The organism is Bradyrhizobium sp. 2S1, assembly GCF_011516625.5.
Taxonomy (GTDB): domain Bacteria; phylum Pseudomonadota; class Alphaproteobacteria; order Rhizobiales; family Xanthobacteraceae; genus Bradyrhizobium; species Bradyrhizobium septentrionale.
In genome coordinates this window covers 582,805-609,635 of record NZ_CP147717.1, presented here as the reverse complement: position 1 = coordinate 609,635, position 26,831 = coordinate 582,805, and the positions used below count along the sequence as shown (strand labels likewise).

Here is a 26,831-nt window from a genome sequence, read left to right as displayed (position 1 = left end):
GCGTCCGGACCCGCGGCTTTTTGCGTCTGCACGCGAATGTGCCCGGCCCGGTCACGATACCGCCATAGTGGGAGGCTTTTGCGGTGGTGCTGGCTGGATCGGCGGGCGTAAAGGCCTAATCTGCCAATTGATTCGTCATGGGCTATCCTTGCGGTAGAGCGCCAAAAGCGGCATTGTCCGCTCGCCGTGATGCCGCCGCTTGGGTTCGCATTTTGAGACTGATCGCAAGATCTTGTCGCGAGGATCTTGGCCGTAAATCCTTCGTGGCCTTAAACCCCTGGAGCAAGGCGACCGTGATGCTGTCCACCCGTTTCAACCGCCTGACGATTGCCCTTCTTGCTGCGGCGGCGCTTGCCGTTCCTGCGCAGCTGTCGGCGCAAACGCCGGACCATCCGACCGACAATACCGCGCAATTCCCGAGCAAGACCGACCTGAAATCGCTGACCACCGCCGGCAGCTATCTGGCGGCTCGCCACGCCAGCGTCGAACGCGATGCGACCTCGGCCGCGGCGTTCTACCGCTCGGCGCTGCGCACCGATCCGAAGAACTCCGAGCTGCTCGACCGCGCCTTCATCTCCTCGCTCGCCGACGGCGACATCGAGGAGGCGGTCAAGCTCGCCGACCGCATCCTGACCCAGGACAAGGCCAACCGCGTCGCCCGCCTCGTGGTCGGCGTGCGCGACCTCAAGCAGAAGAAATACGCCGCCGCGCAGTCCAACATTAACCAGTCGGTCCGCGGCCCGATAACCGACCTGGTCGCAACGCTGCTGTCGGCCTGGGCCGCCCAAGGCGCCGGCGACAGCAAGGGTGCGGTCGCCTCGATCGACAAGCTGACCGGCCCCGAATGGTATCCGATCTTCAAGGACCTGCATGCCGGTATGATCTACGAGCTCGCCGGCAAGGACAAGGATGCCGGCGCCCGCTTCGAGCGCGTCTACAAGCTCGACGATTCGATGCTGCGCACGGTCGACGAATATGCGCGCTGGACCTCGCGCAACAAGGATGCGGCCGCTGCGACTGCGATGTACGAGGCCTTCGACAAGAAGCTGCCGCGCCATCCGCTGGTGCTGGAAGGCATCAAGGAGACCAAGGCCGGCAAGAAGCTGCCGCCGCTGGTCGATTCACCGCAGGCCGGCGCCGCCGAAGCGCTGTACGGCATCGGCGCCACGCTGACCCGCCGCGGCGGCGAGGACCTCGCGCTGGTCTATCTGCAGCTCGCGCTCTATCTGCAGCCGAACCATCCGCTGGCGCTGCTGTCGCTTGCCGATCTCTATGAATCGGTGAAGAAGCCGCAGATGGCGATCAAGGTCTATGAGCGGATGCCGGCGTCGTCGCCGCTGAAGCGCAACGCCCAGATCCAGCTCGCGACCAATCTCGACGCCGCCGACCGCAGCGACGAGGCGATCAAGATCCTGAAGGAAGTCACCACCGAGCAGCCGAAGGACATCGAGGCGATCCTGGCGCTCGGCAATATCGAGCGCGGCCGCAAGAAGTTCGGCGACTGCGCCACCACCTATTCGCAGGCGATCGACGCGCTGCCCGCCGGCGGCGACAAGAACGCCTGGGTCACCTATTACTACCGCGGCATCTGCGAGGAGCGTTCCAAGCAGTGGAACAAGGCCGAGGCCGACATGCGCAAGGCGCTCGAGCTGCAGCCCGAGCAGCCGCATGTGCTGAACTATCTCGGCTATTCCTGGATCGACCAGGGCATCAACCTCGACGAAGGCATGAAGATGATCAAGCGTGCCGTCGATCAGCGCCCTGACGACGGCTATATCGTCGATTCTCTCGGCTGGGCCTATTACCGGATCGGCAATTTCGAGGAGGCGGTGAAGAACCTCGAGCGCGCGATCGATCTGAAGCCGGAAGATCCGACCATCAACGACCATCTCGGCGACGCCTATTGGCGCGTCGGCCGCACGCTGGAAGCCAAGTTCCAGTGGGCGCATGCGCGCGACCTCAAGCCCGAGCCGGACGAGCTGCCGAAGATCCAGGCCAAGATCGACAACGGCCTGCCGGACGATGCCAACTCCTCCGCCGCCTCCGCCGACAAGAAGAAGGACGACGACGGCAAGGGCGGCTAGGCCGGTATAACCGCCAGCGTGCATTGCCAATTGAGACGTCATGCCCGGGCTTGTCCCGGGCATTTTCGCCTCTTCACTCCGTCATTCCGGGGCGCCCGAAGGGCGAGCCCGGAATCTCGAGATTCCGGGTTCGATGCTGCGCATCGCCCCGGAATGACGGTAAGAGTGTCTCAGGCGTGTCCCAGACCCGGAATTTCCGCGCCAACAAAGGGATAGGATCGTGGTGCGATTTACGCTAATCGCATCACGATCTTTGTTTCTTTAGGGGTTTATCGCCGTGCCGGCGTTGATTGAAGAAGGGCGTGCCAAGGTCAACCTGACGCTGAAGGTTGTCGGGCGGCGCGTCGATGGGTTTCACGACCTGGAGAGCGTCGTCGCGTTCGCCGATTGCGCCGATCGTCTCACGCTCGAGCCGGGCTCCGGGCTGTCGCTGGAGATGTCAGGACCGCTCGCCGATGCCTGCGGCGATACGTCAGACAATCTGGTGCTCAAGGCGGCGCGCCTGCTCGGCGAGCAGGTCGTCGACCTCAAGGTCGGCCACTTCACACTGGAGAAGGTGCTGCCGGTGGCGGCCGGCATCGGCGGCGGCTCGGCGGATGCCGCGGCCGCGCTGCGGCTCCTGGCGCGGCTCAACGAGCTCTCGCTCGACGATAGCAGGATCATGGCGGTCGCGCTGCAGACCGGCGCCGACGTGCCGGTCTGCGTCGCCTCGCGCGCCTGCGACATGACCGGCGTCGGCGAAGGGCTGCTGCCGCTCGACCTGCCGAAAATGCCCTGCGTGCTGGTCAATCCGCGCGTGCCGGTTGCGACCAGGGACGTCTTCAACGCGCTCGGCCTGCGCAGCGGCGAGCTCCTGATCGGCGCCACCGACGTCATGATGCAGGCGCCGTCCTGGCCGGAGGGCCACGCGGTCGACGACTGGATCGCGGCGCTCAAGCGCGGCACCAACGATCTCGAAGCCCCCGCCACGCGGATCGAGCCCGTCATCAGCGAGGTGCTGTCCGCCTTGCGCGCGGCGAAGGCCGTTCGTCTCGCCCGCATGTCGGGCTCCGGCGCGACCTGCTTTGCGATCTTCGAAACCGACGCCGACGCCGAGGCCGCCGGCGAAAAGCTCCGCGCCGATCACCCCCGCTGGTGGGTGCACGCGGGCGCGCTGAGCTAGCGCGCGCCGTCTCTCCATCGTCATTCCGGGGCGCGCCTCTTGGCGCGAGCCCGGAATCCATTTTGCCACCCGTGATGTTGCCTGATGGATTCCGGGCTCTCGCTTCGCGAGCCCCGGAATGACGGCTGGGGTGCGACAAAACAACCCGACGGGCAACTCAGTAAAACCTGTCAATCCTCGCGCGCGAAAATATTTCTCTTTATCAGAAATTAAACTCCATGTATGAATTGCCCGTCTCACCCGATCGAGGGTGCGCTTCGCGATCGTCACGAACGCGGTGTGAGATGCGGTGGACGCTGACGTCACGACTGACGAGTGTGACGGATGCGGACGGCGAAGTCGCGTGGTCCTGACGCCCTAGCGGCCGGTGTCCCCTCCTAAAGAAGCTAGCGCTTCTCAGGGAAGGCGGTAACAAACAAGCCCAGTCTCACCGGGGAGAGCGCGAAGTAAGCCGTAACCCGTCGCGCAGGGAAAGCCGGGATGTTTCCGGTTACACCTGTGGTCCTACCTCCCGTGCTTTTTGTTGCACGGGACCCATGGGTGCAATCGGCACCCGGCTTTCCCTGCGCCCTCTGATCGAGAGAGGGGGGAACGAAAGAGCAAAGCTCGGGCAAATCATGTCGCGAGAATATGAAGCTGCGTCCCCATCCGCCCCTGTCATCGCCCGGCTCGACCGGGCGATCCAGTACGCCGCGGCCTCTCGGCTCAAGCACTGGCGTCTCTGGAATACTGGATCACCCGCATGCGCGGGTGATGACGCCGAACAAGCTGTTTGGCAGGATGAATCGAGAGCCATCTTCATCGTCGTCCTGGCGAAAGCCAGGACCCATTGCCCCAAATGAGAATTGCTGCGCGATGCCGGGGCAACGATCCCGTTCATCATCAAATTCGGTTGGTATGGGTCCCCTGAGTTCACAAACGAAGTGCAACACTTCCTTGAGGAGGTGTTGCGATGGGGCGGAGTTACGAGCAGCTATCCCTGGACGAGCGATGCGAGATTGCCCGGCTTTCGGCCAATGGCAGCTCGGTCCGGCAAATCGCGGCAGCTCTGGATCGCTCGCCATCAACGATCTCTCGGGAGCTGACCCGCAATCGAGGCGTCCAGGTCGGCTACAAACCCAGCTATGCCCAGCAACAGATGCGAGCACGGCGCTGGACGGGCGTACGCCTCGAACGGGAGCCCGGCCTGCGCCGTGCGGTGTTGGAACGCCTGGGTCGGGGCTGGTCGCCCGAGCAGGTCGCCGGCCGGCTGGCCCGCGAACACGGCCGCAAGGTGATCTCCCACGAGACCATCTACCGCTTCATCTACGCCCAGATCCGACGCACCTCGGACTTCAGCTGGCGGCGTTATCTGCCACGCGGCAAGAGCAAGCGCGGTTACCGCGGCAAGAAGGGCGGCAGCCCCGCAAGCTTCATCGAAGGCCGTGTTTCCTTGGATCAACGGCCTATCGAGGCCGCCGATCGCAGCACTCCCGGTCATTGGGAAGCCGACCTGATGATGTTCTCCAAATACGGTCAGGCCGTCCTGACTGTGCATGAGCGCACCTCGCGCCTGCTGCTCGGCATCCGCCTCGCCAGCAAGGTTGCGCGCGGGGTCGCCCGTCATCTCGTTCGCTTGTTCGCATCCCTGCCACAGGACCTGTGCCAGACCGTCACCTTCGACAATGGCACCGAGTTCGCCTGCCACACGGCGCTGCACCGCCTCGCGATCGAGACCTTCTTCTGCGATCCGCACGCGCCCTGGCAGAAGGGCGGCATCGATAATGCGATCGGTCGAATGCGGCGCTTCATCCCGCGCAAAACCGACCTCGCAACCCTCCCGACCCGCCGCTTCCATCAGTCCTTCAACGCCTACAACAACACCCCGCGCAAATCTCTTGACTTCCAAACTCCCGCCGAGGCCTTCTCCCAAGTGTTGCACTTCGAGTGTGAATCCACCTCCTGGCTTTCGCCAGGACGACGCCGTTGGTGTGGTCATGATGGAGCCCGCCACCTCAACGCCGGGCAGCGTTGCGCCGCTGATTGCTTGGCAAGCCAAACCCACTTTGCCATAACAGGATGAACAACAACGTTGCGCGTGCGGGGCCGTTCGGAGTCCGCCTGCAGCCCAAGAGCCGGGAGGATGCCATGGCCAATATCCGAGTTCTCGCCACCGATCTGGAGTTTCCCGAAGGTCCGGTCGTCATGCCGGACGGTTCGGTCGTGCTGGTCGAAATCCGCGGCCAGCGGCTGACGCGAGTCTATCCCGACGGGCGCAAGGAGATCGTCGCCAAGGTGCCGGGCGGCCCGAACGGTGCCGCGCTCGGTCCCGACGGCAAGATGTACATCTGCAACAATGGCGGCTTCTCCTGGATCCCGACCAAGAACATGATCATGCCGGGTCCGCAGCCCGAGGATTATCTCGGCGGCTCGATCCAGCGCGTCGATCTGCAATCCGGCAAGGTCGAGACCGTGGTGACGAAATGCGGCGAGCATGAGCTGCGCGGCCCGAACGATCTGGTGTTCGACAGGCAGGGCGGCCTGTGGTTCTCCGATCTCGGCAAGCGCCGCGCCCGCGACATGGATGTCGGCGCGTTCTACTATCTGAAGCCCGGCATGAACGAGATCGTCGAGGCCGTGCACGGCATCCTGCCGGCCAACGGCATCGGCCTGTCGCCGGACGAGAAGACCGTCTACATCGCGGAGACGCCGACTGCGCGGCTGTGGGCCTATGAGGTGTCCGAGCCCGGCACCGTCAAGCCGCGCGACATCATCTATCGCGGCGAGCGCGGCAAGCCGATCGCGGGCCTCGGCGGCTATCAGATGTTCGACTCGCTCGCGGTGGAAGCATCAGGCAATGTCTGTGTCGCGACGCTGGTCTCGGGCTGCATCTCGGTGATCGCGCCCGATGGCACCGTGGTCGAGCAGGTGCCGACCGGCGATCGCGTCACCACCAACATCGCCTTCGGCGGCCCCGATCTGAAGACCGCGTACATCACGCTGTCGGGCAAGGGCGAGCTGATCGCGATGGACTGGCCGCGGCCGGGATTGCCGCTGAATTTTCTGTCATGATTGCGCAAAAGCGCAATCGTCATCCCGGGGCATCGCGCAGCGATGAACCACAGATGCGCAATTGCGCATCGGGGATCTCGAGATTCCGGGTTCGATGCTGCGCATCGCCCCGGAATGACAAAGGATGGAGTTGCTAATATGCCCTGGCTTGAACCTGTCACCCTTCGCGGCACGCATGCGCGGCTTGAACCGCTGTCGCACGCTCACGTCGATGGACTGACGGAAGCCGTGAAAGACGGCGGTCTCTCGAACCTCTGGTACACCGCGATTCCGCAGCCGGAGAACATGACGAAGGAGATCGACCGCCGGCTCGGCCTGCAGACCGCGGGCACCATGCTGCCGTTCACGGTGTTCGAGGCCGACGGCAAGATTTCCGGCATGACGACCTACATGAATGTCGACACGCCGAACCGCCGCGTCGAGATCGGCTCGACCTGGTACGCCAAGCGTGTGCAGCGCAGCGCGGTCAACACGCAGTGCAAGCTGCTGCTGCTGCAACATGCCTTCGAGAAGCTCGATTGCATCGCGGTCGAGTTCCGCACGCACTTCTTCAATCACCAGAGCCGGCGCGGCATCGAGCGTCTCGGCGCCAAGCAGGACGGCATCCTGCGCAGCCATCAGATCGCGCCCAACGGCACGTTGCGCGATACCGTGGTTTACAGCATCATCGCCAGCGAATGGCCGACGGTGAAGGCCCATCTCAACTATCAACTCAACGAAAAACCGCGCTGAGACCGCAGTCGGCGCCAGAAGCGAGACGATGGAAACGTTCGATTATGTGATCATCGGCGCAGGCTCCGCCGGGAGCGTGCTGACCAACCGGTTGAGTGAAGATGCGGGCACGAGGGTCTGCGTGCTCGAGGCGGGACCGAGCGACTGGCATCCCTACATCCATCTGCCGGCCGGCTTCATCAAGACCTTCCACATGAAGAGCGTGAACTGGGCCTACCAGCAGGAGGTGGGTCCTTGCACCGGCGGCCGCAGCATCTATGCGCCGCGCGGCAAGACGCTCGGCGGCTCGTCCTCGATCAACGGCCACATCTACAACCGCGGCCAGCGCCAGGACTTCGACACCTGGGCGCAGCTCGGCAATCGCGGCTGGGGCTATCCCGACGTGCTGCCGTATTTCCGGCGCATGGAGCGAAGGATCGGCGAGGGCGACGATACCTATCGCGGCCGCGACGGCAACCTCACGGTCACCACCATGGACTGGCAGGACCCGCTCTGCGAGGCCTTCATGGCCGGCGCGGTCAGCCTCGGGATTCCGCGCAACCCTGACTACAACGGCCAGATCCAGGAGGGCGTGTCGTACTGTCAGCGCACCATCCTGAACGGCCGCAGGGTCAGCGCCGCCACCGCATTCCTGCATCCGGCGCGGAAGCGGCCGAATGTCGACGTGCGCACCCATGCGCACGTCACCGGGATCATCTTCGAGGGCAAGCGCGCGGTCGGCGTGCACTACAACCGCGGCGGCAAATACGGCGATCCGCTCGAGATCCGCGCCACCAAGGAGGTCATCCTCTCCGGCGGCGCCTACAACTCGCCGCAGCTGTTGCAGCTCTCCGGGGTCGGTTCGCCCGAGCTGTTGCAGGCGCACGGCATCGAGGTGCGGCACGCACTGCCGGGTGTCGGCGAAGGCCTGCAGGATCACTACGCGCCGCGCTCGGTGGCACGGGTCAAGAATATCCGGACCATCAACGAAATGCGCCGCGGTTTCAGCCTGTGGGGCGAAGCAATCAAATGGGCGACGACGCGGCGCGGGCTGCTGTCGCTGTCGCCGACCATGGTCTACTGCTTCTGGCATTCCGGCGAGACCACCGAGAGCTCCGATTTGCAGCTCACCTTCACGCCGGCGAGCTACAAGGAAGGCGTGCAGGGCCAGCTCGAGGACGAGCCCGGCATGACCGTGGCGTCATGGCAGCAGCGGCCGGAGAGCCGCGGCTATGTCCGGATCCGCTCGGCCGATCCGTTCGCACCGCCGATCATCCAGACCAACTATCTCGCCGAGGAGATCGACCGCCGCGTCGTCGTCGCCGGCATGAAGCTGGCGCGCCGGCTGCTCGCCTCCGAGCCGCTCGCGTCGTACTACGCCTATGAGGATTTTCCGGGTCCCAAGGTCACGAGCGACGACGAACTGCTCGCGGCCGCGACCCAGCGCGGCACCACCACCTTCCATCCCGGCTGCACCTGCCGGATGGGACCGGCGGACGCGCCATGGGCCGTGGTCGACGACCAACTCCGGGTCCACGGCATGGAGGGCCTGCGCGTGATCGACGCCTCGATCATGCCGCGCATGATCTCCGCCAACCTCAACGCCTCGACCTTGATGATCGCCGACAAGGCCTCCGACATGATCCGCGGCAAGACCCCCGAGGTGGCCGCGAAACTGCCGAAGTATGCGTGAGGAAGGAGAGGTGCGATGATCTTTCTTGATCAGCGCGCTCTTTCTCACATCGTCACCCTGAGGAGCCGCGAAGCGGCGTCTCGAAGGGTCGACGGCCCCGCTGGTGGCCGTGCATCCTTCGAGGCCCGCTTCGCGGGCACCTCAGGATGACGGAACAAGCAGGAAGGAGCTCAGCCGTAGACGAACGCCTTGTCCTCGAGATCGATCGCCGGGAATTCGTCCTTCTCGGCCCAGTAGTCCTGGTTGTGCTGCCATTCCGGCTTGTCGCCGCGCTTCGGCAACAGGTGCATGCCGCGCATCATGTAGCCGGGGTTGAAGTTCTCCGGATCGATCCACGGCAAGAGCGGCATGTTGTGGTCTTCGGGGCGCAGCGCCGGCGTCACCTTGTTGGCCCCGGTCGCCTTCATGTGCTGCAGCAGGCGGCAGACGAAGTCGGCGACCAGGTCGACGCGCAAGGTCCAGCTCGCGCGGAAATAGCCGAACACCCAGACCAGGTTCGGCACGCCGGTGAACATCATGCCGCGATAGGTCACGGTGTCCTTGAACTCGAGCGGCTTGCCGTCGATCTCGAAGTCGATGCCGCCATTGGCGGAGAGGTGGAAGCCGGTCGCGGTGATGATGATGTCGGCCTCGAGCTCCTTGCCGGACTTGAGCAGGATGCCGTTCTCGGTGAAGCGGTCGATCTCGTCGGTGACGACGGAGGCCTTGCCGCCCTTGATGGCTTGGAACAGGTCGCCGTCCGGAATGAAGGCGATGCGCTGCCGCCACGGCCGGTAGCGCGGCGTGAAGTGGGTGGCGATGTCGTAGTCCTTGCCGAGATAGGCTTCCACAGCCGACAGCAGGTCCTTCTTGGCAGCCTCGGGCTCCGCAAAGGTCTTGCGGGTAAAGGTGTCCTGGTCGAGCAGGATCTTGCGGCGAGTGATCTCGTGGACCCAGCTCTCGTCGACCTGCAGCTTGCGCAGTTCCTCGGCGATCTCGATCGCGTTGCGGCCGGTGCGGAAATAGGTCGGCGAACGCTGCAGCATGGTGACATGGCCCGCATCCTTGGCCATCGCCGGGATCAACGTCGCGGCGGTGGCGCCGGAGCCGATCACGACCACGCGCTTGCCCTTGTAGTCGAGGTCATCGGGCCAGGTCTGGGGATGGATGATCGGACCCTTGAACTTCGCCATGTCGGTCCATTCGGGGGTGTAGCCCTCGGTGTGGCTGTAATAGCCCTGGCACATCCAGAAGAAGTTGGTGGTGAAGCGCAGCCTTTCGCCGGTGTCGATACGCGTCGCATCGACGGTCCAGAGATTGGTCTCGTTCGACCACTTCGCCGCGGTGATGGTGTGGCGGTAGCGGATGTGGCGGGCGAGGTCGTTCTCCTCGATCACCTCGCCCATGTATTTCAGGATTTCGGCCGCGCTGGCGATCGGCGCGCTGGTCCACGGCTTGAAGCGATAGCCGAAAGTGTGCAGGTCGCTGTCGGAGCGGATGCCGGGATAGCGGTGGGTGGACCAGGTGCCGCCAAAGGTCTTCTGCGTCTCCAGCACCACGAAGCTGGTGCCCTTGCATTGCGTGGTGAGGTGATAGGCGGCGCCGACGCCAGAGATGCCGGCGCCTGCGATCAGGACGTCGAAATGCTCGGTCGTGACAGGCTCGGCAGCGCGGATTTGGGTCTGGACGTTCATCTTCCCTGGTCTTCTTTTTGTTTGAGCTGTGGAAGCAAAACGCCGGAGCGAATGCCCCGGCGCCTGCCGATATCGGAACTAGACTTCGCGGCGGCTGAGGAACGCCAGCCGCTCGAACAAATGCACGTCCTGTTCGTTCTTGAGCAGCGCGCCGTGCAGCGGCGGGATCAGCTTGCGCGGGTCGCGCTCCCTGAGCATCTCCGGTGTGATGTCCTCGTTCAGCAGCAGCTTGAGCCAGTCGAGCAGCTCGGAGGTCGAGGGCTTCTTCTTCAGGCCCGGCACCTCGCGGACCTCGAAGAAGATCCGCAGCGCCTCTTCCACCAGCCGCTTCTTGATGTTGGGGAAGTGCACGTCGACGATCCTGCCCATCGTGTCGGCGTCGGGGAACTTGATGTAGTGGAAGAAGCAGCGGCGCAGGAAGGCGTCCGGCAGTTCCTTCTCGTTGTTCGACGTGATCATCACGATCGGGCGCAGCTTCGCCTTGATGGTCTCGCCGGTCTCGTAGACGTGGAATTCCATCCGGTCGAGCTCGAGCAAGAGGTCGTTGGGGAATTCGATGTCGGCCTTGTCGATCTCGTCGATCAGGAGCACCGGGCGCTTCCCGTGGGTGAAGGCCTCCCACAATTTGCCGCGCTTGATGTAGTTCTTGATGTCGGACACGCGGGCGTCGCCGAGTTGGCTGTCGCGCAGGCGCGAGACTGCATCATATTCGTAGAGGCCCTGCTGCGCCTTGGTGGTCGACTTGATGTGCCAGGTCAAAAGCGGCGCGTCGATCGCCTTGGCGACTTCCTCGGCCAGCACGGTCTTGCCGGTGCCGGGCTCGCCCTTCACCAGCAGCGGGCGCTCGAGCACGATGGCGGCATTGACGGCGACCTTGAGGTCATCGGTGGCGACGTAGTCCTTGGTACCCGTGAATTTCATCGATCTCTTTGCCTTGCTTGGTTCGTCGGCCGCATGGGCCGCCACTTGGGCCTCAACATGAAACGACCGCTCTCGCAGCGGCCGTTGGGAATGCAAATTTTCTGGTCACGCGCGTCTGATCAGCGACACGATCACCAGCACGACCACCGCGCCGATGGTCGCGTTGACGATGTCGCGGATCGCGCTGCCGCCGAGGCTGATGCCGAGTTGCGGCAACAGCCAGCTCGCCACCAGCGCGCCGGTGATGCCGACAACGATGTTGCCGATCAGCCCGAAGCCCGCGCCGCGCACGATCAGCCCAGCGAGCCAGCCGGCAATCGCACCGATCACCAGTGCCGCAATGATGCCCATTCAAACGTCCTGCCCAATGTCTTGTCAGGCGCAATTGTAATTGAAAAAGCCGGACGGTCTAGGGCGGATTCCGCAGCGCAGCGGTACCCTGAACGGCACCGGGCGCATGGAATGTCGAGCATCATGTTTCCGCCCTGCGGAATGACTGCGGCACAGATGCGCGGCGGCGACGTCGTTGGGGTGCCCCCGGCAAGATATGGCTGCAGGCGGCCAGATCAAAGCGGATCGCCGGTCCCGGCATGGCTGTGCCCCTTGACGTCACCGGTCCAGCGGGCGATCTAGGTAAGTATGTTCCTGCAGTTCTTCACATCGCTGCGCGACGCCCAGGTCCCCGTGACGCTACGGGAATATCTGACCTTGATGGAAGCGCTCGACGCCGATCTCGCCGAACAGACGGTCGAGAACTTCTACTATTTGTCGCGCGCCGCCCTGGTGAAGGACGAGCGCAATCTCGACAAGTTCGACCGCGTGTTCGGCACCGTGTTCAAGGGGCTCGAGAGCCTGCTCGACGCCATGGGCAAGGCGGAGATCCCCGAGGAGTGGCTGAAGAAGCTCGCGGAGAAATATCTCACCGAGGAAGAGAAGAAGCAGATCGAGGCCATGGGCTGGGACAAGCTCATGGAGACCTTGAAGAAGCGGCTCGAGGAACAGAAGGGCCGCCACCAGGGCGGCAGCAAGTGGATCGGCACCGCCGGCACCTCGCCGTTCGGTGCCCATGGCTACAATCCCGAAGGCGTCCGCATCGGGCAGGAGAAGAACCGCAACAACCGCGCCGTGAAGGTGTGGGACAAGCGCGAGTTCAAGGATCTCGACGGCAATGTCGAGCTCGGCATCCGCAACATCAAGGTCGCGCTGCGGCGCTTACGCAAGTTCGCCCGCACCGGCGCGCCCGACGAGCTCGACCTCGACACCACGATCAAGGAGACCGCCAACCACGGCTACCTCGACGTGCACATGCGGCCCGAGCGGCGCAACGCGGTCAAGGTGCTGGTGTTCTTCGATATCGGCGGCTCGATGGATTCGCATATCGAGCAGGTCGAGGAACTGTTCTCGGCCGCCAAGAGCGAATTCAAGCACATGGAATATTTCTACTTCCACAACTGCCTCTATGAAGGCGTCTGGAAGCAGAACAAGCGGCGCTTCACCGATCGCACGCCGACCTGGGACGTGCTGCATAAGTATCCGCACGACTACAAGGTGGTGTTCGTCGGCGACGCCTCGATGTCGCCGTACGAGATTATGGTTCCCGGCGGCTCGGTCGAGCATGTCAACGAGGAGGCCGGTTCGGTCTGGCTCGACCGCATCACCCGCACCTATCCACACGCGGTGTGGCTCAATCCGGTGGCGCAGAAGCACTGGGACTATTCGGAATCGACCACCATCATCCGCCGCCTGTTCTCCGAGCGCATGTATCCGATCACGATCGAGGGTCTGGAGCATGCGATGCGGGAGCTGGTGCGGTAAACGCGCAATGCGTCGCGCGCCTGTGGGCGCGCCAATAACGTCAGGGAGAGCGCCATGCCCCAGAACATCCACCGCGGCATCAAGGTGATGATCGACGAGGCCAATGCCGAGATCGAGACCATCAGCGCGGCCGATGCGATCACGCTGATCGGCAAGAACGACGTCGTGATTGTCGACATCCGCGATCCCCGCGAGATCGAACGCGACGGCAAGATCCCCGGCGCGTTCTCCTGCACCCGCGGCATGCTGGAGTTCTGGATCGATCCGAACAGCCCCTACGCCAAACCGATCTTCCAGGAAGACAAGAAGTTCATCTTCCACTGCGCCGGCGGCCTGCGCTCGGCGCTCGCCGCCAAGACCGCGAAAGACATGGGTCTGAATCCGGTCGCGCATATGGGCGGCGGCTTCGCCGCCTGGCGCGAAGCCGGCGGGCCGATCGAGGCGTGGGAGCCGAAGAAGAAGGGCTAGTGGATGTCACACGCGGGCTTGACCCGCGTGTCCATCGTTTCAAAAGGAAGATGGATTGCCGGATCAAGTCCGGCAATGACGATGGAGAGAAATGCAAGATGACGACCACCGACGATCCGCTCGTTTCGACCGAATGGCTGGCTGCGCATCTCGGCGATGCCAACGTCAAGGTGCTTGACGCGACCTTCAAGCTGCCCGGCGTGCTGCCGCTGCCGAAGGACGATTATCTCGCCGCACATCTGCCGGGCGCGGTGTTCTTCGACGTCGACGCGGTGTCCGACCATTCAAATCCGCTGCCGCACATGTTTCCGAGCGCCGAGCAGTTCGGCCGCGACATCGGCGCGCTCGGTGTCAGTAATGCCGACACCGTCGTGATCTATGACGCCGGCGGCTGGGTCGCCGCGCCGCGCGCCTGGTGGATGTTCCTGTCCTATGGCCATCGCAACGTGCGCATTCTCAACGGCGGTCTGAAGAAATGGCGCGCCGAGGGCAGGGCGGTCGAGAGCGGTGAGGTGAAGCCGAAGCCTGCGACCTTCACGGCCAGCTATGATCCGAAGCGCGTGCGCAGCATCGAGCAGATGATCGCCAATGTCGAAAGCCGTGCCGAGCAGGTGATCGATGCGCGCGCCGCCGATCGGTTCGAGGGCCGCGCGCCGGAGCCGCGGCCGGGCATTCGCGCCGGCCACATCCCGGGCGCGCGCAACGTGCCCTACAACCATCTGTTCGATGCCGCGACCGGCGAGATGAAGCCGCTCGACGAGCTGCGCAAGTCGTTCATCGGTGCCGGCTTGAAGCTCGACGCGCCGATCGTAACGAGCTGCGGCTCGGGCGTCTCGGCCGGCGTGCTGACGCTCGCGCTCTACCGGATCGGCGTCACCGACACCGCGCTCTATGACGGCTCGTGGTCGGAATGGGGACAGGCCAGCGGCCCGCCGATCGCGACCGGACCTGCCTGATTGCCAATCCCTAACGCCGGGTGAGCGGCACCGGCTGGCCGAACGGATCGAGCTGCTGAACGACCTGCCGGGCGGGAGGCGTGCGGACAATCCGGCGTCGCTGCTTCCGGTGCTCCGGCTTGCTGGCCGCGCTGCGCTCCGGCTTCTTCGCCTCAATGGCCTTCGGCGCCGCCGGCTGTGCGACGACGACCTCCGGTCCACCCAGCGTTGCGATCTTGGTCGCGGCCGCGATCGCCTCGGGTGAGGGCGGCGGTGCCGGCTCGGGCTGAGCCATCGCCGGGGTCGGTGTCGCAGGCGCGGGCTCGCTGGTTGCAGCGGGCGGATCGGCCACTGCGGCGACCTTGGTCTCGGTGCTGGCCGGCGCCGCTTCGGTGGGTGCCGGCTGGGATGTCGGCGAAGGATCCGCGGCAGGGGCTTGCGAGGCCGTCTCGGCGGATTGCGCTGGCGCTGACGTCTCCACCGCCGCCGCTTCCGGCTTGGGCGGGGCGGGCGGGGAAGGATCGTCCGCTTTCACGGCGGCGAGCTTCTCCGGCTCGGCCGGAGGCGCGGTCTCGGCGGGAGTGGCAGGTTCGGACGCGGCCGGGGTCGCGGGGGGCGCAATATCGGCCGTCACCTTCTCGGCGGCGGGCGGCTCGACGCGCACCATGGCGAGCACCGGTGATGGTTCCGGCTGCTGCGCGAACTGCGGCTCGGGCGGCGCCCGGCGGGCCGGAATGCTGGCGAATTCCTCATGTGCGGCGCGCAGCAGCGCGGCCGCACCTAACCCGAACACCAGAAGCGACGTCGCCAGCACGATCGCAGCGAACAGGAAACGAAGGCCGGGGAGCATGGGCGCGGGTTCCCCCTTCTGCGGGAGGGTCTTTGATGTCGAGGGAACGCGGTGACCACACGAGAAAGCCGGCGTCGCGAGCGCGAATCAGGCCGATTCGAGGATATCGCAACGCCCGGAGACTGTTTGTTACAAAATACGGGTGATTGATGACTTTGGGCACGTGGACAAACATTCCCGACCGACCCATGAGACATCTTTGCCGCAACGATAACGCGACATCACAAAAGGCCCGAAACAGCCCGGGTTTCGCGGATTTGTCTTGAATGCGCCGCTATCTTCCTGCATTGGGCCGTTAACGGTCCGGTGTGGCTTGGGGACTATACAAGAGCAATGATGATCAACCGCATTCTGACGATTTGCGCTGCCGCGGCTCTCGGCGTGGCAGGAACTTCGCTTGCGCATGCGCAGCAGGGTTATCCGGCGCCCCAGGGCCCGGCCTATTCGGCCGCGCCGCAACCCTACTCGCAGGGCAGCATGCCGGACTTCGATGGGCTCGACGATGAAGACGCGCCGCGCAATTCGGCTGGGCTGCCGCCGCCCGGCCCGGTGATCTCGCCGGACGACCCGCGCTATGGCCGCCCGATGAACGCTCCGCCGGTTTATTCCGACCGTGGCGCACCGACTGGCCCGGTGATGTCGCCCGATGATCCGCGCTATGGCCGGCCGATGGGACCGCCCCCGGTGATCTATGGCGATCGCTCGCCAATCGCGCCGCCGCAGGGCTATCGCGACAACGGCGTTCCGGCCGCCGGCGTTGCCTATGGCGACGACCGCAACGGCATGCGTCCGCCCGAGGCGGTTGGTGCCGCCGGTGTCACCGGAACGGTGCCGCAGCAGCAGGCGCCGGTCGATGCCAATGGCAAGCCGCTGCGGATCGCGTCGCTGCCGGCGGACGAGCAGCCGGAAGACGGGCCGGCGCAACTGGCGCCGAACCTGCGTCGGCAGGAAGTGGCGTTCGCGACCAAGGAGCCGGCTGGCACCATCGTCGTCGATACGCCGAACACCTACCTCTATTACATCCTCGGCAATGGCCGGGCGATCCGTTATGGCGTCCGCGTCGGCCGCGACGGTTTCACCTGGACCGGCGTGCAGAAGATCACCCGCAAGGCCGAATGGCCGGATTGGCATCCGCCGACGGAGATGATCGAGCGTCAGCCCTATCTGCCGCGCTTCATGGCCGGTGGACCCGGCAATCCGCTCGGCGCTCGCGCGATGTATCTCGGCTCGACGGTGTATCGCATCCACGGCACCAACCAACCGTCGACCATTGGCAAGTTCGTCTCGTCGGGCTGCATCGGCATGCTGAACGAGGACGTCTCGGACCTGTTCGAGCGCACCAAGGTCGGCACCCGCGTGGTTGTGCTGCCTGGCGGTGCCGCCCCGGGAACAGCGACGGCCTCCGCCGCGCCGATGCCCGCCAACCCGATGGCGCCGACCCAGGCCCAGGCCGCGCCGCTGCCCGGCACGCAGCCGACTTCGGTGCAGCCGCTGCCCGCGCCGGTGACGGTGCGCTAGGCCCATCTGCAATTCATCATGAAAAAGGCGCGCGAACAGCGCGCCTTTTTTGTTGCTGATAAACGCCTGGTCTCAGCCCAGTCGCCGCGGCGGCTCGGCGCCCGTGGTGAAGGCGTCGATGCATTCGACCATCTGCTGATAGTGCATCTGCAGGCTCTCGCGCGTCGCGTAGCCGAGATGCGGCGTGATCACGACGTTGTCGAGCTTGCGCAGCGGGTGATCTGACGGCAGCGGCTCGACCGAGAACACGTCGATGCCGGCGCCGGCGATCTTCTTCTCACGGAGAGCGACAAGGAGTGCGTCTTCGTCGACGATCGGCCCGCGCGCGGTGTTGACGAGATAGGCTGACGGCTTCATGCGCGCGAGATCGGCGGCGCCGACCAGTCCGCGTGAGCGCGGGCTCAGCACCACATGGATGGTGATGATGTCGGCGGTCGCGAACAGCTCGTCCTTGCTCGCGTAGCCGACGCCGGCCTCCTTGCACTTCTCCGGCGTGAGGTTGGGGCTCCAGGCGATGACGTTCATGCCGAACGCCATGGCCATGCCGGCGACCTTGCTGCCGAGCTTGCCGAGGCCGATGACACCGAGCGTCTTGCCCTCGATCTCGGTGCCGGCAAAGGTCTGCCAAGGCTCGCCGGCGTGCATGCGCGCATTCTCGCGGCCGATGCCGCGCGTCAATTCCAGGATCAGGCCCATGGTCAGGGGCGCGGTGGGATCGCGGCTATATTGCGTGCCGCACAGCACCACCTTGCGGTCCTTGGCGGCCTCCATGTCGATTGCGGCGTTGCGCATGCCCGAGGTGATCAGGAGCTTGAGCTTGGGCAGCGCATCGAGCAGGCTGCGCGGGAACGCCGTGCGTTCGCGCATCGCGCAGACGATCTCGAAATCCTTCAGCTTCGCTGCGGCATCCGCCTCGCTCGTGAACGGCTTGTCGAACACGGTGACGTCGACCCGGTCCTTGATCGCCGGCCAGTCGGCCACCGAAAGCGCGATGTCAAAATAGTCGTCGAGGATTGCACAGCGCAGCCGCGTCATCGGGGAGATCCATTCAGGGTGAGGGCGACGGCAAGGACATCAACCGCCGGGGATCCCTGATGGTCGCGCGCAATCGGCAGGCGCGCAAGCGGGTGCGGTTTCAAAAAGCGGCGATTGTCACACCGGCCGAGACGGCCTCTCGGCCTTGGTGGAGCGGATGTCGGCCAGCATCGTCCGGACCACCGGCGACAATGCCATCTGCTTGGCGCGGCAGGCCGGACCCGGACCACGCATATAGTGCAGTTCCGGCCGGTAGGGGTTGAAGGCCTTGGCGACGAAGGCGCGCAAAAAGGCGCGGAATTCGGCGAATGGCGTCGCGTCGCCCTTGATCGCCGGACGCGAAAGAGGTGCTGAAATGATGGTAGCCATGACGCGGCCTCTGCTGTCTTGCTCGCGGTTCTGCCGCGAAAAACGCCATTTTTCGGCGTTGAGAACGAGTTTTCGCCTGATTTATTAAAAGATGGTTTCAATTGTCATGATCGGGCGCACACATGGTGGCGAACCCGTAGTCACCCGTGGTGAACAGACGAAACGTGGTGAACGGACGGAAAACAGAGGACCCGCGGTTGCGCTTTCGGGGGCCGGCCGCTACATCGGCGGCAGCAAAATTTCCACAAATCGGATCAATTCCAGGGACAGCGGATGGCTCGCCAGTTCATCTATTGCATGCAGGGTCTGACCAAGGCTTATCCGACCCGAAAAGTGCTCGATAACGTCCATCTGAGCTTCTACCCGGACGCCAAGATCGGCGTGCTCGGCGTCAACGGCTCGGGCAAGTCGACGCTGCTCAAGATCATGGCCGGCCTCGACAAGGAATATAACGGCGAGGCCTGGGTCGCCGAGGGCGCCCGCGTCGGCTATCTTGAGCAGGAGCCGCACCTCGATCCCGCGCTCAACGTCCGTGAAAACGTCATGCTCGGCGTTGCCAAGCAGAAGGCGATCCTCGACCGCTACAACGAGCTCGCCGTCAACTATTCGGACGAGACCGCCGACGAGATGACCAAACTGCAGGACGAGATCGAGGCGCAGGGCCTGTGGGATCTCGACAGCAAGGTCGATCAGGCGATGGACGCGCTGCGCTGCCCGCCCGACGATGCCGACGTCACCAAGCTTTCGGGCGGTGAGCGCCGCCGCGTCGCGCTGTGCCGCCTGCTGCTCGACCAGCCGGAATTGCTGCTGCTCGACGAACCGACCAACCATCTCGACGCCGAGTCGGTGTCGTGGCTGGAAGGCCATCTACGGAATTATCCGGGCGCGATCCTGATCGTGACCCACGACCGCTACTTCCTCGACAACGTCACCGGCTGGATCCTCGAGCTCGACCGCGGCCGCGGCATCCCCTACGAGGGCAACTATTCGTCCTGGCTGCAGCAGAAGCAGAAGCGGCTGGAGCAGGAAGGCCGCGAAGACGCCGCCCACCAGAAGACGTTGGCCCGCGAGCAGGAGTGGATCGCGTCCTCGCCAAAGGCGCGTCAGGCCAAGTCCAAGGCGCGCTACCAGCGCTACGAAGAGCTGCTGAAACAGGCCAGTGAAAAGCAGACCCAGACCGCGCAGATCACGATCCCGGTCGCCGAACGGCTGGGCCAGAACGTCGTCGACTTCGAAGGCCTCAGCAAGGGGTTTGGCGACCGCATGCTGATCGACGACCTTACCTTCAAGCTGCCGCCCGGCGGCATCGTCGGTGTGATCGGTGCCAACGGCGCCGGCAAGACCACGCTGTTCGGGATGATCACCAAGCAGGAAGAGCCGGACAAGGGCTCCATCACGGTCGGCGAAAGCGTTCATCTCGGCTATGTCGACCAGTCGCGCGACGCGCTCGACGGCAAGAAGACGGTGTGGGAGGAGATTTCAGGCAACAACGAGCTGATCCTGCTCGGCAAGAAGGAAGTCAACTCGCGCGGCTATTGCTCGTCGTTCAACTTCAAGGGCGCCGACCAGCAGAAGAAGGTCGGCGCGCTGTCCGGCGGTGAGCGCAACCGCGTGCATCTTGCCAAGATGCTGAAGTCGGGCGCCAACGTGCTGCTGCTCGACGAACCGACCAACGACCTCGACGTCGACACGCTGCGCGCGCTGGAAGAGGCGCTGGAGGATTTTGCCGGCTGCGCCGTCATCATCAGCCATGATCGCTGGTTCCTCGACCGCATCGCGACCCACATCCTGGCCTTCGAAGGCGACAGCCATGTCGAATGGTTCGAAGGCAATTTCCAGGATTACGAAAAGGACAAGATGCGCCGGCTCGGCCAGGACAGCATCATTCCGCATCGCGTGAAATACAAGAAGCTGACGCGCTGATCGGTTCGAGCGGTCGAGCGCGGCCATCGCGCCGCGTTCGACCGCTCTTCGTTTGCAGGATCGTGACGGCATCGCGGCGCAATCTGCGGCCAGTTGTCGCTTTTCAACGGCGCGGGATTGCGTAGATAAAGCGTTCCGCAAATCGAATCCCGCGAGCACTCCAACATGTCCGCTATTTCAGACGCGCGCGCGCCCGCGAAGGGCCGGTCGCTGCGTCCCGTTCCCATGCTGATCTTCGGATCGCGCTGGCTGCAATTGCCGCTCTATGTCGGCCTCATCATCGCCCAGGGCGTCTATGTCGTGCTGTTCCTGAAGGAACTCTGGCACCTGTTCGCCCATGCCTTCGACTTCAGCGAGCAGCAGATCATGCTGGCCGTGCTCGGCCTGATCGACGTCGTCATGATCTCGAACCTTCTGGTGATGGTGATCGTCGGCGGCTACGAGACCTTCGTGTCGCGGCTCAACCTGCAGGGACATCCCGACGAGCCGGAATGGCTCAGTCATGTCAACGCCAGCGTGCTGAAGATCAAGCTGGCGATGGCGATCATCGGCATCTCCTCGATCCATCTGCTGCGCACCTTCATCGAGGCCGGCGCGCTGTCGTCGGGCAAGGGCAACTACACCGAAACCGGCGTGATGTGGCAGACCATCATCCACTGCGTCTTCATCCTGTCGGCCATCGGCATCGCCATCGTTGACAAGCTGTCGAACGACTCGATCGAAGGTGCCAAGCAGCAGGTCACGCTCTAGAGCATTTTCCGATCACGTTGCGTCGTAACCAGCCGCGACGAGATAATTTTGGCATTCCTCGGGTGAGAAGCGCTTGAGAGCGTTGGCGATTGCTTGCCAGAGATCGGGCATGGTGCGCGCTGCGGCGGCCCGCAACAGGGCTTTCAGTTTAGAGAAGGCCATTTCGATCGGGTTGAAGTCTGGACTGTAGGGCGGAAGATAGAGCAGGCTTGCTCCGACCGCCCGGATGGCCTCTCGAACGCCATGGACCTTGTGAGCGGGCAAGTTGTCCATGATAACGGTATCGCCCGGCCGCAGCGATGGGGCGAGCAATTGCTCGACGTAGGCCAGGAAAGCGTCGCCATCCATTGGACCGTCCAGAACAAGCGGCGCGATCAGACCGTCGGAGCGCAATCCAGCGGTGAATGTCGTCGTCTTCCAATGTCCGTGTGGGATAGCTGCACGACATCGCTCGCCGCGTGGCGAGCGGCCGTAAAGCCGCGCCATTTTGGTGTTGGCGCTGGTTTCGTCGATGAAGACGAGACGCTCAGGGTCAAGATCGATTTGCCCTTCGAACCACTCCTCACGCGCGGCATTTATATCGCCGCGCCGTTGCTCGGCGGCGTGCGCTGTCTTTTTTTAAGTGTGATCTTTCTGCGCTGGAAAAAACGCCAGAGCGACGCGATGCCAGTCGATATTCCACGACGTTTCAACAGTTCTCGCAACTCGGCGAGCGTGATATCCGGCTTCGCTGTCACTGCCTCCAGAATCAATTGCGAATGCGCTTCGATGCGCTGCGATTTGCGGTCACCGCCCTGGCGTTTAGGAACGATGTCGCCAACTTCCTTGAGGCGACCGCGCCAGCGGATCGCACTGGCCGCGCTGACACCAAAGCGCTCAGCAGCCTGTCGACAGGACATGCCACCGTCAATCGCGGCTATCACCCTTTGACGAAGATCAACCGAAAGCGCCCTGGCCATACATGCTGGCCTCCCTCGCCAGCATGCAGCTTGAATCTGACTCGCGCCGTTTTGGGAATCCCCACCCGATTCATTCCGGTCGGAAAATGCTCTAGCTAACGGCGGCGCGGCGTCACCGCGCCGCGCGTGAGCCGAACAATGCCGGCGCGGATCTGCCGAGCCATTCGGGGATCTGCGCCGCGCCGCGCGGAAATCCGCGGGCCATGGCGAGGATGAACGCGATCTGCCAGACGCCGAACAGCACCAGCCAACCCAGCAAGGTCGGCAGCCTGACGATCGCGCCGTAGATGATTCCTGCCGCGATGGCCGCGATCCAGGTCACCACGACGCTGTCGATCCGCCTGAACGCCGGGTTGGTCAGCAGCACGCCGAGAATGGTGATGGCTCCGCCGACGGCGCCACCGATGCCGCCGATCAGATAACCCATGTCGGGATTGTTGCCGAGCGTCTCGGTGATCTGCGCCGAATTCGCGGCATTGCCGTCGATCGGGACGGTCCTCGCATATTGGCCGAGCGCCTGAAGCGTGACGGCGCTGGCATCGTAAGCCGCGATCCATGCCGTCGTCGTGATTGCGACCACCAGCGCCAGCTGAAACCGGTCCCTGGCGCCAAACATGACGTTGCACGTTGCAACCGCCATGCCGAAGACCACGCCGGGCAGGATCGTGATCCCGCCGGCGTCGGAAACCACGAACGAATATTGCATGACGTTGAGCGCATAGGTTGCGATCAGGCTGCACATGACGGCGGATGCAAGCGCCAGCACGACGAAGGGCAGACTGGGCCGGCCGCGCGACTGCGCGCTTTCGGCCGCCAGCATCCGGTCCACCGCGGCCCGCGTCTCGGCGGCGGCGCTCCCCTGCGGTTCGAGGATCGTGACCGCCTTGAGATAGGTTGGAACCTGGTCGAGCGGGGTCGGCGCCATCATCACCGGCAGCACGCGGTTGCTGGGATTCGGCCATTTGGTCCGGGCAAAGGCGAGTTCGCTCAGCGTGTAGCGCCCCTTGGTCACCGATTCCGGACTGATCAGGAACACCATAAAATCGCTGCTTTCGATGGCTTTCTCGACGCGCGCATCGAAACTGTCGCCCGGCGGAAGATCGTCGTGCGAAAAGAAAACGTCATGATCGCAATTGCGCAGCGACTGGGCGATGCTGTCAGCCTGCGATTCCAATTCGGAGGGAAACGACAGAAATATGCGCATGGCAAAACTTACCACCCAGAATTGAATTCTAACAATTGCCGAGTTCACATTGCAATGCCTGTTTCCGCGGGATGAGATCGATCATGAAATGGCCAGCAACCATTGCCGCATTCGCGCTGCTGCTGTGTGCGCCGCTGCAGCGGCCCGCACACGCGGCCGACGCTGCTTTCACGCAGTTCATCGCCTCACTGTGGCCGGAAGCCAGGGAGGCCGGCGTGTCGCGCGAAACCTTTGATCGCGAGACGCGCGCGCTGGAGCCCGACTACAAGCTGCCCGATCTGATCCTGCCCGGACGTCCGAAGACCGGCGCGCCGGCGCAGGCCGAGTTCGTCCAGGTGCCGGCCGACTACATCAAGGAGGCCTCGATCGCGCGGCTCGCGGCGGAGGGGCAGAGGCTGTTGCAGAAGTATCGTCCGTCGCTCGATGCGATCGAGAAGCGGTTCGGCGTTCCCTCCACCATCGTGCTGGCGATCTGGGGCCGCGAGACCGACTACGGCCGCTATTCGCTGCCCTACGACACGCTGCGCGTGGTGGCGACGCAGGCCTATGTCGGCCGCCGCAAGGATCAGTACCGCACCGAGTTCATCCTCGCGCTGAAGATCCTCGGCGAGGGCGCGGCGACGCGCAAGGAGCTGCGCTCGTCCTGGGCGGGTGCGACCGGCTACACCCAGTTCCTGCCGTCGGAGTATTACAAGCACGGCGTCGATCTCGACGGCGACGGCCGGGTCGACATCTGGCACTCAGTGCCGGATGCGCTCGCCTCGGCCGCGCAGCAGCTCGTCAACAAGGGTTGGCAACCGGGCGTGCGCTGGGCCTATGAGGTGACCCCGCCTGCCAGTGCCGATTGCACGATGGGCGTGCCTGAGGTGACCAAGCCCATCAGCCAGTGGCTGCGGGCAGGCTTCGTGCCGGTGCGCGGACAGAAGCTCAACGCTACCGAGCAGGCGCAATCGGCCTCGCTGCTGCAGCCCGAGGGTATCTACGGTCCGGCCTTCCTGACCACGCCGAACTACTTCGTGATTAAGGAGTACAATTTCTCCGATCTCTACGTGCTGTTCGTCGGTCATCTCGCCGACCGCATGACGAGCCCGCAGCCCTTCGCGACGCCATGGGCGGCCTCGAAGCAGCTGCGCTCGGCCGATGTCGAGGCGATGCAGCAGCAGCTGACGCGGATCGGCCTCTACAAGGACAAGCTCGACGGCAAAGCCGGGATGCAGACCCGCGCGGCGCTCGGCGCCTATCAGAAGCAGGCCGGGCTGAAGGTCGATTGCTGGCCGAGCGAGGCGGTGCTGCGCGCGATGAACGGAGCGCGCTGAGGCTCTAGCTTTTTGTTTTGACGCGTTTTCTTCGCGCGAACCGGTGTCCATCCCGCATCAAGTGCGGGACAGGCTTCGCTCGAAAACGCTCCAGAAAACAAAAACCCGGCCGTGAGGCCGGGTTTCCGAGGATGATGCAGATAGCCCGTCGATCGATCAGTCGCAAACCTGGATGCGACGGAAGCGCCAGCCGTAGCCGTCCCAGAACCGCTCGCGAACCCAGCGGCACGGAGCTTCTTCGACGTAAGTCGGCGCCGGCGCAACATAGACCGGGGCCGGACGGGCGCCTGCAATCGCGCCGCCCAGCAGGGCGCCGCCGATCAGGCCGCCGGCAACGCCGGCCGCGACGGCGCCGCCGTCACCAGCCTTGGCAGCCGGAGCAACCGCCAGCGAACCGGCAATCGTGGTAACGGCAACAAGGGCAGCTAAAGTCTTCTTCATGTCTTTGGCTCTCCTGGAAAGGTGGTGGCGTCTTGATTCGACGCCGGGCTTGGGTGACTCAGCACGCTGATCTCGAACTGCTGTCTTGCTAAACAGCGCAGAACAGTCAACCGAAAGTAAACGTCCGCAGGCTCATCGCGCAGAAAAGCGGTTTTTTCTGGCCTTCAACAGCAGGCGTCCCGGAGAACAGTCGGTTTTCCGGGACATCTGGTTCGATTTAATCGAGATGAACGGCGATCAGTCGCAAACGCGGACCCTGCGCACGCGCCAGCTGTAGCCGTCCCAGAATCGCTGGCGCTGCCAGACACAATCGGGACCGTAGCCGGGCTCGGCGACATAGGCCGGACCGGGCGCGTAACCGGGCGCGTAGTAGCCGGGCGCATATCCCGGACCGTAGTAGCCGTTCTGCGATGCGATCGCGCCGCCGACGATGGCGCCACCGATCAATCCCGCGGCGACGCCGGCGGCGACACCGCGTTGTGCCTGGGCCGGGGCGGGCATCGCCACAGCCGAAATCGCCAGGGTGGCGGCGGCGCCGAGCGCCAGCAATGTCTTCTTCATGGCATGACCTTTCTCACGGGAGCCGAGGACAGCGTATGCAAGCAATCTGTCGAGCTCAAGGGTTCCACATTCCGCTTGAATGATCAATGAACGAGGCCGCCGCAATCGCGACCGAATCCCTGCAGTCATTTGAGTTTCTTGCAGCGCACAAACCGAGCCAGGCGCTGGAGCGGGAATTGAGCCACAAACCGCCCCGATTCCGCTGCGGACCCCAGTTTCGATTTAGACTCGTTCCAATATGAATCCCGCATCAGTTTGGAATTGCTACAAGAACTGCTTTTTCCTTTTGCATCCCGCCGGGGGCGACAATATCCATATTGTCAAGCATCACCGATGGACCCGCCTTCTCCGATGATTGTCTGTTCCTGTAACGTCCTCAGCGACCACGATGTCCGCAATGCCGTGAGCGCCGGCGGGCCCGTGACACGAAATGCCAAGCAGGTCTATGGCTGCCTCGGCTGCAGTGCCGAATGCGGCCGCTGCGCGCGCACCATCAAGGCGATCATCGACGAGGCGCTCGGTCCCTGCGCCAAGGCCTGCTGCGCCGGCTGCCCCCACGCCGGCCATCCGCATGCTGCCAACGAGGACGACGCCGAGCCGGCCGAATTGGCGCTCGCGGCCTGCTAAAGCTGCCTTTTTTCGACGCGTTTTCTTCGCGCGAGCCGGCTTCCGCTTCGCGCGAATGCGCACGGCAATTCCACCCGAATCCGGTTATCCACGCGCCGCTTCTGCGCAGGGTTGCTCTTGCCGGCGATCTGATTTAGAAACATTCTAAATTCATACCGGCCAGCGTTGGCCGCGACAGGTGGAGTGGATCATGCAAGGCGACCCGAAGGTCATTGATTATCTGAACAAGGGGCTGCGCAGCGAACTGACCGCCATCAATCAGTACTGGCTGCACTACCGGATGCTCAACAATTGGGGCCTCCTGGAGATGGCCAAGGTCTGGCGCAAGGAGTCCATCGAGGAGATGGAGCACGCCGACAAGTTCGTCGATCGCATCCTGTTCCTCGACGGCTTCCCGAACCTGCAGGTGCTCGATCCCCTGAAGATCGGCCAGGACGTCAAGGAGATCATCGAGTGCGATCTGGCCGCCGAGATCGGCGCCCGTACGCTCTATCAGGAGGCGGCGACCTACTGCCACGGCGTCAAGGATTACGTCAGCCGCGACCTGTTCGAGAAGCTGATGAAGGACGAGGAAGACCACATCGACTTCCTCGAGACCCAGCTCGACCTGATCAAGCGCATCGGTCTTGAGCTCTACACCCAGAAGCACGTCGGTCATCTGAAGGGCGAGGAGTCCTGATCGCCTCCGTCGCTCGGAGAGCGGCTCCTAAACTGCGAGAGGCCGTCCTTGCGGGCGGCGTCTTTTGCTTTCGCGCTTCCGATTGC

The 26,831-nt window shown here is 64.0% G+C and carries 24 protein-coding genes and 1 pseudogene; 15 read left to right on the top strand and 10 right to left on the bottom strand.

Annotated elements, in window-relative coordinates:
• Positions 1-296: 296 nt before the first annotated feature.
• From HAP54_RS02925 to HAP54_RS02900, 6 genes and pseudogenes are all read left to right on the top strand, one after another.
• A complete protein-coding gene (locus tag HAP54_RS02925) occupies positions 297-2,084 on the top strand; it encodes a tetratricopeptide repeat protein (RefSeq protein WP_166298695.1) in 1,788 nt (595 codons plus the stop codon).
• A gap of 277 nt (positions 2,085-2,361) precedes the next feature.
• Positions 2,362-3,246, top strand: a complete 885-nt coding sequence (locus HAP54_RS02920) for a 4-(cytidine 5'-diphospho)-2-C-methyl-D-erythritol kinase (RefSeq protein WP_166298694.1) — start codon at positions 2,362-2,364, stop codon at positions 3,244-3,246.
• A 952-nt stretch (positions 3,247-4,198) separates the two neighbouring features.
• Positions 4,199-5,185: pseudogene (locus HAP54_RS02915) on the top strand (IS30 family transposase); the annotation flags it as partial.
• Positions 5,186-5,373: 188 nt separating this feature from the next.
• On the top strand, positions 5,374-6,297 hold the full coding sequence (locus HAP54_RS02910) for an SMP-30/gluconolactonase/LRE family protein (protein ID WP_166298693.1): 924 nt from the start codon (positions 5,374-5,376) through the stop codon (positions 6,295-6,297).
• Between the two features lie 138 nt (positions 6,298-6,435).
• Complete coding sequence (locus HAP54_RS02905; protein WP_166298692.1) at positions 6,436-7,029, top strand: GNAT family N-acetyltransferase; 594 nt, start codon at positions 6,436-6,438, stop codon at positions 7,027-7,029.
• A 28-nt stretch (positions 7,030-7,057) separates the two neighbouring features.
• Complete coding sequence (locus HAP54_RS02900; RefSeq protein WP_166298691.1) at positions 7,058-8,701, top strand: GMC family oxidoreductase; 1,644 nt, start codon at positions 7,058-7,060, stop codon at positions 8,699-8,701.
• A gap of 170 nt (positions 8,702-8,871) precedes the next feature.
• Here HAP54_RS02900 and HAP54_RS02895 read toward each other — a convergent pair whose 3' ends face one another.
• The 3 genes from HAP54_RS02895 to HAP54_RS02885 all read right to left on the bottom strand — a co-directional run bounded on the left by HAP54_RS02895 (position 8,872) and on the right by HAP54_RS02885 (position 11,646).
• Positions 8,872-10,374: a flavin-containing monooxygenase gene (locus HAP54_RS02895; RefSeq protein ID WP_166298690.1), complete on the bottom strand. Its 1,503-nt coding sequence runs from the start codon at positions 10,372-10,374 to the stop codon at positions 8,872-8,874.
• A 78-nt stretch (positions 10,375-10,452) separates the two neighbouring features.
• On the bottom strand, positions 10,453-11,295 hold the full coding sequence (locus HAP54_RS02890) for an AAA family ATPase (RefSeq protein WP_029084031.1): 843 nt from the start codon (positions 11,293-11,295) through the stop codon (positions 10,453-10,455).
• Between the two features lie 105 nt (positions 11,296-11,400).
• The gene (locus tag HAP54_RS02885) at positions 11,401-11,646 is read right to left on the bottom strand and encodes a GlsB/YeaQ/YmgE family stress response membrane protein (RefSeq protein WP_166298689.1); all 246 of its coding nucleotides are present in this window, start codon (positions 11,644-11,646) and stop codon (positions 11,401-11,403) included.
• A gap of 288 nt (positions 11,647-11,934) precedes the next feature.
• Between HAP54_RS02885 and HAP54_RS02880 the strand changes: the two genes are divergently transcribed.
• The 3 genes from HAP54_RS02880 to sseA all read left to right on the top strand — a co-directional run bounded on the left by HAP54_RS02880 (position 11,935) and on the right by sseA (position 14,534).
• On the top strand, positions 11,935-13,110 hold the full coding sequence (locus HAP54_RS02880) for a vWA domain-containing protein (RefSeq protein ID WP_166216842.1): 1,176 nt from the start codon (positions 11,935-11,937) through the stop codon (positions 13,108-13,110).
• Positions 13,111-13,164: 54 nt separating this feature from the next.
• A complete protein-coding gene (locus tag HAP54_RS02875; protein WP_029084034.1) occupies positions 13,165-13,578 on the top strand; it encodes a rhodanese-like domain-containing protein in 414 nt (137 codons plus the stop codon).
• 98 nt (positions 13,579-13,676) lie between these two features.
• Positions 13,677-14,534 (top strand): 3-mercaptopyruvate sulfurtransferase, encoded by an 858-nt coding sequence (gene sseA / locus HAP54_RS02870; protein WP_166307336.1) that lies wholly within the window; start codon positions 13,677-13,679, stop codon positions 14,532-14,534.
• Positions 14,535-14,544: 10 nt separating this feature from the next.
• Here sseA and HAP54_RS02865 read toward each other — a convergent pair whose 3' ends face one another.
• A complete protein-coding gene (locus HAP54_RS02865) occupies positions 14,545-15,363 on the bottom strand; it encodes a hypothetical protein (protein WP_166298688.1) in 819 nt (272 codons plus the stop codon).
• Positions 15,364-15,696: 333 nt separating this feature from the next.
• Here HAP54_RS02865 and HAP54_RS02860 point away from each other — a divergent pair, with 333 nt between their 5' ends.
• The gene (locus tag HAP54_RS02860) at positions 15,697-16,881 is read left to right on the top strand and encodes a L,D-transpeptidase (protein ID WP_175619355.1); all 1,185 of its coding nucleotides are present in this window, start codon (positions 15,697-15,699) and stop codon (positions 16,879-16,881) included.
• A gap of 72 nt (positions 16,882-16,953) precedes the next feature.
• Here HAP54_RS02860 and HAP54_RS02855 read toward each other — a convergent pair whose 3' ends face one another.
• Positions 16,954-17,916 carry a D-2-hydroxyacid dehydrogenase family protein gene (locus HAP54_RS02855; protein WP_166298686.1) on the bottom strand — a complete coding sequence of 321 codons (963 nt, stop codon included), beginning with the start codon at positions 17,914-17,916 and terminating at the stop codon, positions 16,954-16,956.
• A 117-nt stretch (positions 17,917-18,033) separates the two neighbouring features.
• The gene (locus HAP54_RS02850; RefSeq protein ID WP_166298685.1) at positions 18,034-18,285 is read right to left on the bottom strand and encodes a hypothetical protein; all 252 of its coding nucleotides are present in this window, start codon (positions 18,283-18,285) and stop codon (positions 18,034-18,036) included.
• Between the two features lie 273 nt (positions 18,286-18,558).
• Between HAP54_RS02850 and ettA the strand changes: the two genes are divergently transcribed.
• Both ettA and HAP54_RS02840 read left to right on the top strand, forming a co-directional pair.
• Entirely contained in the window at positions 18,559-20,208 is a 1,650-nt protein-coding gene (gene ettA / locus HAP54_RS02845; RefSeq protein WP_166298684.1) for an energy-dependent translational throttle protein EttA, read from the top strand.
• Positions 20,209-20,373: 165 nt separating this feature from the next.
• Positions 20,374-20,958: a TIGR00645 family protein gene (locus HAP54_RS02840; protein WP_166298683.1), complete on the top strand. Its 585-nt coding sequence runs from the start codon at positions 20,374-20,376 to the stop codon at positions 20,956-20,958.
• Between the two features lie 12 nt (positions 20,959-20,970).
• Here the strand turns inward: HAP54_RS02840 and HAP54_RS02835 are convergent.
• Positions 20,971-21,917 (bottom strand): IS630 family transposase gene (locus tag HAP54_RS02835; protein ID WP_166293531.1). Its coding sequence is split into 2 segments (ribosomal slippage): positions 20,971-21,578 and positions 21,578-21,917, totalling 948 coding nucleotides; the frame shifts between segments, so codons are not numbered across the junction.
• A gap of 112 nt (positions 21,918-22,029) precedes the next feature.
• Positions 22,030-23,121: a toll/interleukin-1 receptor domain-containing protein gene (locus HAP54_RS02830; protein WP_166298682.1), complete on the bottom strand. Its 1,092-nt coding sequence runs from the start codon at positions 23,119-23,121 to the stop codon at positions 22,030-22,032.
• An 83-nt stretch (positions 23,122-23,204) separates the two neighbouring features.
• Here HAP54_RS02830 and HAP54_RS02825 point away from each other — a divergent pair, with 83 nt between their 5' ends.
• On the top strand, positions 23,205-24,437 hold the full coding sequence (locus HAP54_RS02825; protein WP_175619354.1) for a lytic murein transglycosylase: 1,233 nt from the start codon (positions 23,205-23,207) through the stop codon (positions 24,435-24,437).
• Between the two features lie 156 nt (positions 24,438-24,593).
• Here the strand turns inward: HAP54_RS02825 and HAP54_RS02820 are convergent, their stop codons facing one another.
• Both HAP54_RS02820 and HAP54_RS02815 read right to left on the bottom strand, forming a co-directional pair.
• A complete protein-coding gene (locus HAP54_RS02820; protein WP_029084043.1) occupies positions 24,594-24,878 on the bottom strand; it encodes a hypothetical protein in 285 nt (94 codons plus the stop codon).
• Positions 24,879-25,115: 237 nt separating this feature from the next.
• Complete coding sequence (locus tag HAP54_RS02815; protein WP_166298681.1) at positions 25,116-25,439, bottom strand: hypothetical protein; 324 nt, start codon at positions 25,437-25,439, stop codon at positions 25,116-25,118.
• 351 nt (positions 25,440-25,790) lie between these two features.
• On the opposite strand from HAP54_RS02815, the gene HAP54_RS02810 reads away from it, so the two are divergent.
• Both HAP54_RS02810 and bfr read left to right on the top strand, forming a co-directional pair.
• Positions 25,791-26,066: a (2Fe-2S)-binding protein gene (locus HAP54_RS02810; protein WP_166307330.1), complete on the top strand. Its 276-nt coding sequence runs from the start codon at positions 25,791-25,793 to the stop codon at positions 26,064-26,066.
• A gap of 190 nt (positions 26,067-26,256) precedes the next feature.
• Positions 26,257-26,745: a bacterioferritin gene (gene bfr / locus HAP54_RS02805; RefSeq protein ID WP_029084046.1), complete on the top strand. Its 489-nt coding sequence runs from the start codon at positions 26,257-26,259 to the stop codon at positions 26,743-26,745.
• Positions 26,746-26,831: the final 86 nt, after the last annotated feature.

Coding starts and splice junctions, on each gene's coding strand:
- HAP54_RS02925 (WP_166298695.1), top strand. CDS start 297: ATGCTGTCCACCCGTTTCAACCGCCTGACGATTGCCCTTCTTGCTGCG.
- HAP54_RS02910 (WP_166298693.1), top strand. CDS start 5,374: ATGGCCAATATCCGAGTTCTCGCCACCGATCTGGAGTTTCCCGAAGGT.
- HAP54_RS02905 (WP_166298692.1), top strand. CDS start 6,436: ATGCCCTGGCTTGAACCTGTCACCCTTCGCGGCACGCATGCGCGGCTT.
- HAP54_RS02900 (WP_166298691.1), top strand. CDS start 7,058: ATGGAAACGTTCGATTATGTGATCATCGGCGCAGGCTCCGCCGGGAGC.
- HAP54_RS02895 (WP_166298690.1), bottom strand. CDS start 10,374: ATGAACGTCCAGACCCAAATCCGCGCTGCCGAGCCTGTCACGACCGAG.
- HAP54_RS02890 (WP_029084031.1), bottom strand. CDS start 11,295: ATGAAATTCACGGGTACCAAGGACTACGTCGCCACCGATGACCTCAAG.
- HAP54_RS02885 (WP_166298689.1), bottom strand. CDS start 11,646: ATGGGCATCATTGCGGCACTGGTGATCGGTGCGATTGCCGGCTGGCTC.
- HAP54_RS02880 (WP_166216842.1), top strand. CDS start 11,935: ATGTTCCTGCAGTTCTTCACATCGCTGCGCGACGCCCAGGTCCCCGTG.
- HAP54_RS02875 (WP_029084034.1), top strand. CDS start 13,165: ATGCCCCAGAACATCCACCGCGGCATCAAGGTGATGATCGACGAGGCC.
- sseA (WP_166307336.1), top strand. CDS start 13,677: ATGACGACCACCGACGATCCGCTCGTTTCGACCGAATGGCTGGCTGCG.
- HAP54_RS02865 (WP_166298688.1), bottom strand. CDS start 15,363: ATGCTCCCCGGCCTTCGTTTCCTGTTCGCTGCGATCGTGCTGGCGACG.
- HAP54_RS02860 (WP_175619355.1), top strand. CDS start 15,697: ATGATGATCAACCGCATTCTGACGATTTGCGCTGCCGCGGCTCTCGGC.
- HAP54_RS02855 (WP_166298686.1), bottom strand. CDS start 17,916: ATGACGCGGCTGCGCTGTGCAATCCTCGACGACTATTTTGACATCGCG.
- HAP54_RS02850 (WP_166298685.1), bottom strand. CDS start 18,285: ATGGCTACCATCATTTCAGCACCTCTTTCGCGTCCGGCGATCAAGGGC.
- ettA (WP_166298684.1), top strand. CDS start 18,559: ATGGCTCGCCAGTTCATCTATTGCATGCAGGGTCTGACCAAGGCTTAT.
- HAP54_RS02840 (WP_166298683.1), top strand. CDS start 20,374: ATGTCCGCTATTTCAGACGCGCGCGCGCCCGCGAAGGGCCGGTCGCTG.
- HAP54_RS02830 (WP_166298682.1), bottom strand. CDS start 23,121: ATGCGCATATTTCTGTCGTTTCCCTCCGAATTGGAATCGCAGGCTGAC.
- HAP54_RS02825 (WP_175619354.1), top strand. CDS start 23,205: ATGAAATGGCCAGCAACCATTGCCGCATTCGCGCTGCTGCTGTGTGCG.
- HAP54_RS02820 (WP_029084043.1), bottom strand. CDS start 24,878: ATGAAGAAGACTTTAGCTGCCCTTGTTGCCGTTACCACGATTGCCGGT.
- HAP54_RS02815 (WP_166298681.1), bottom strand. CDS start 25,439: ATGAAGAAGACATTGCTGGCGCTCGGCGCCGCCGCCACCCTGGCGATT.
- HAP54_RS02810 (WP_166307330.1), top strand. CDS start 25,791: ATGATTGTCTGTTCCTGTAACGTCCTCAGCGACCACGATGTCCGCAAT.
- bfr (WP_029084046.1), top strand. CDS start 26,257: ATGCAAGGCGACCCGAAGGTCATTGATTATCTGAACAAGGGGCTGCGC.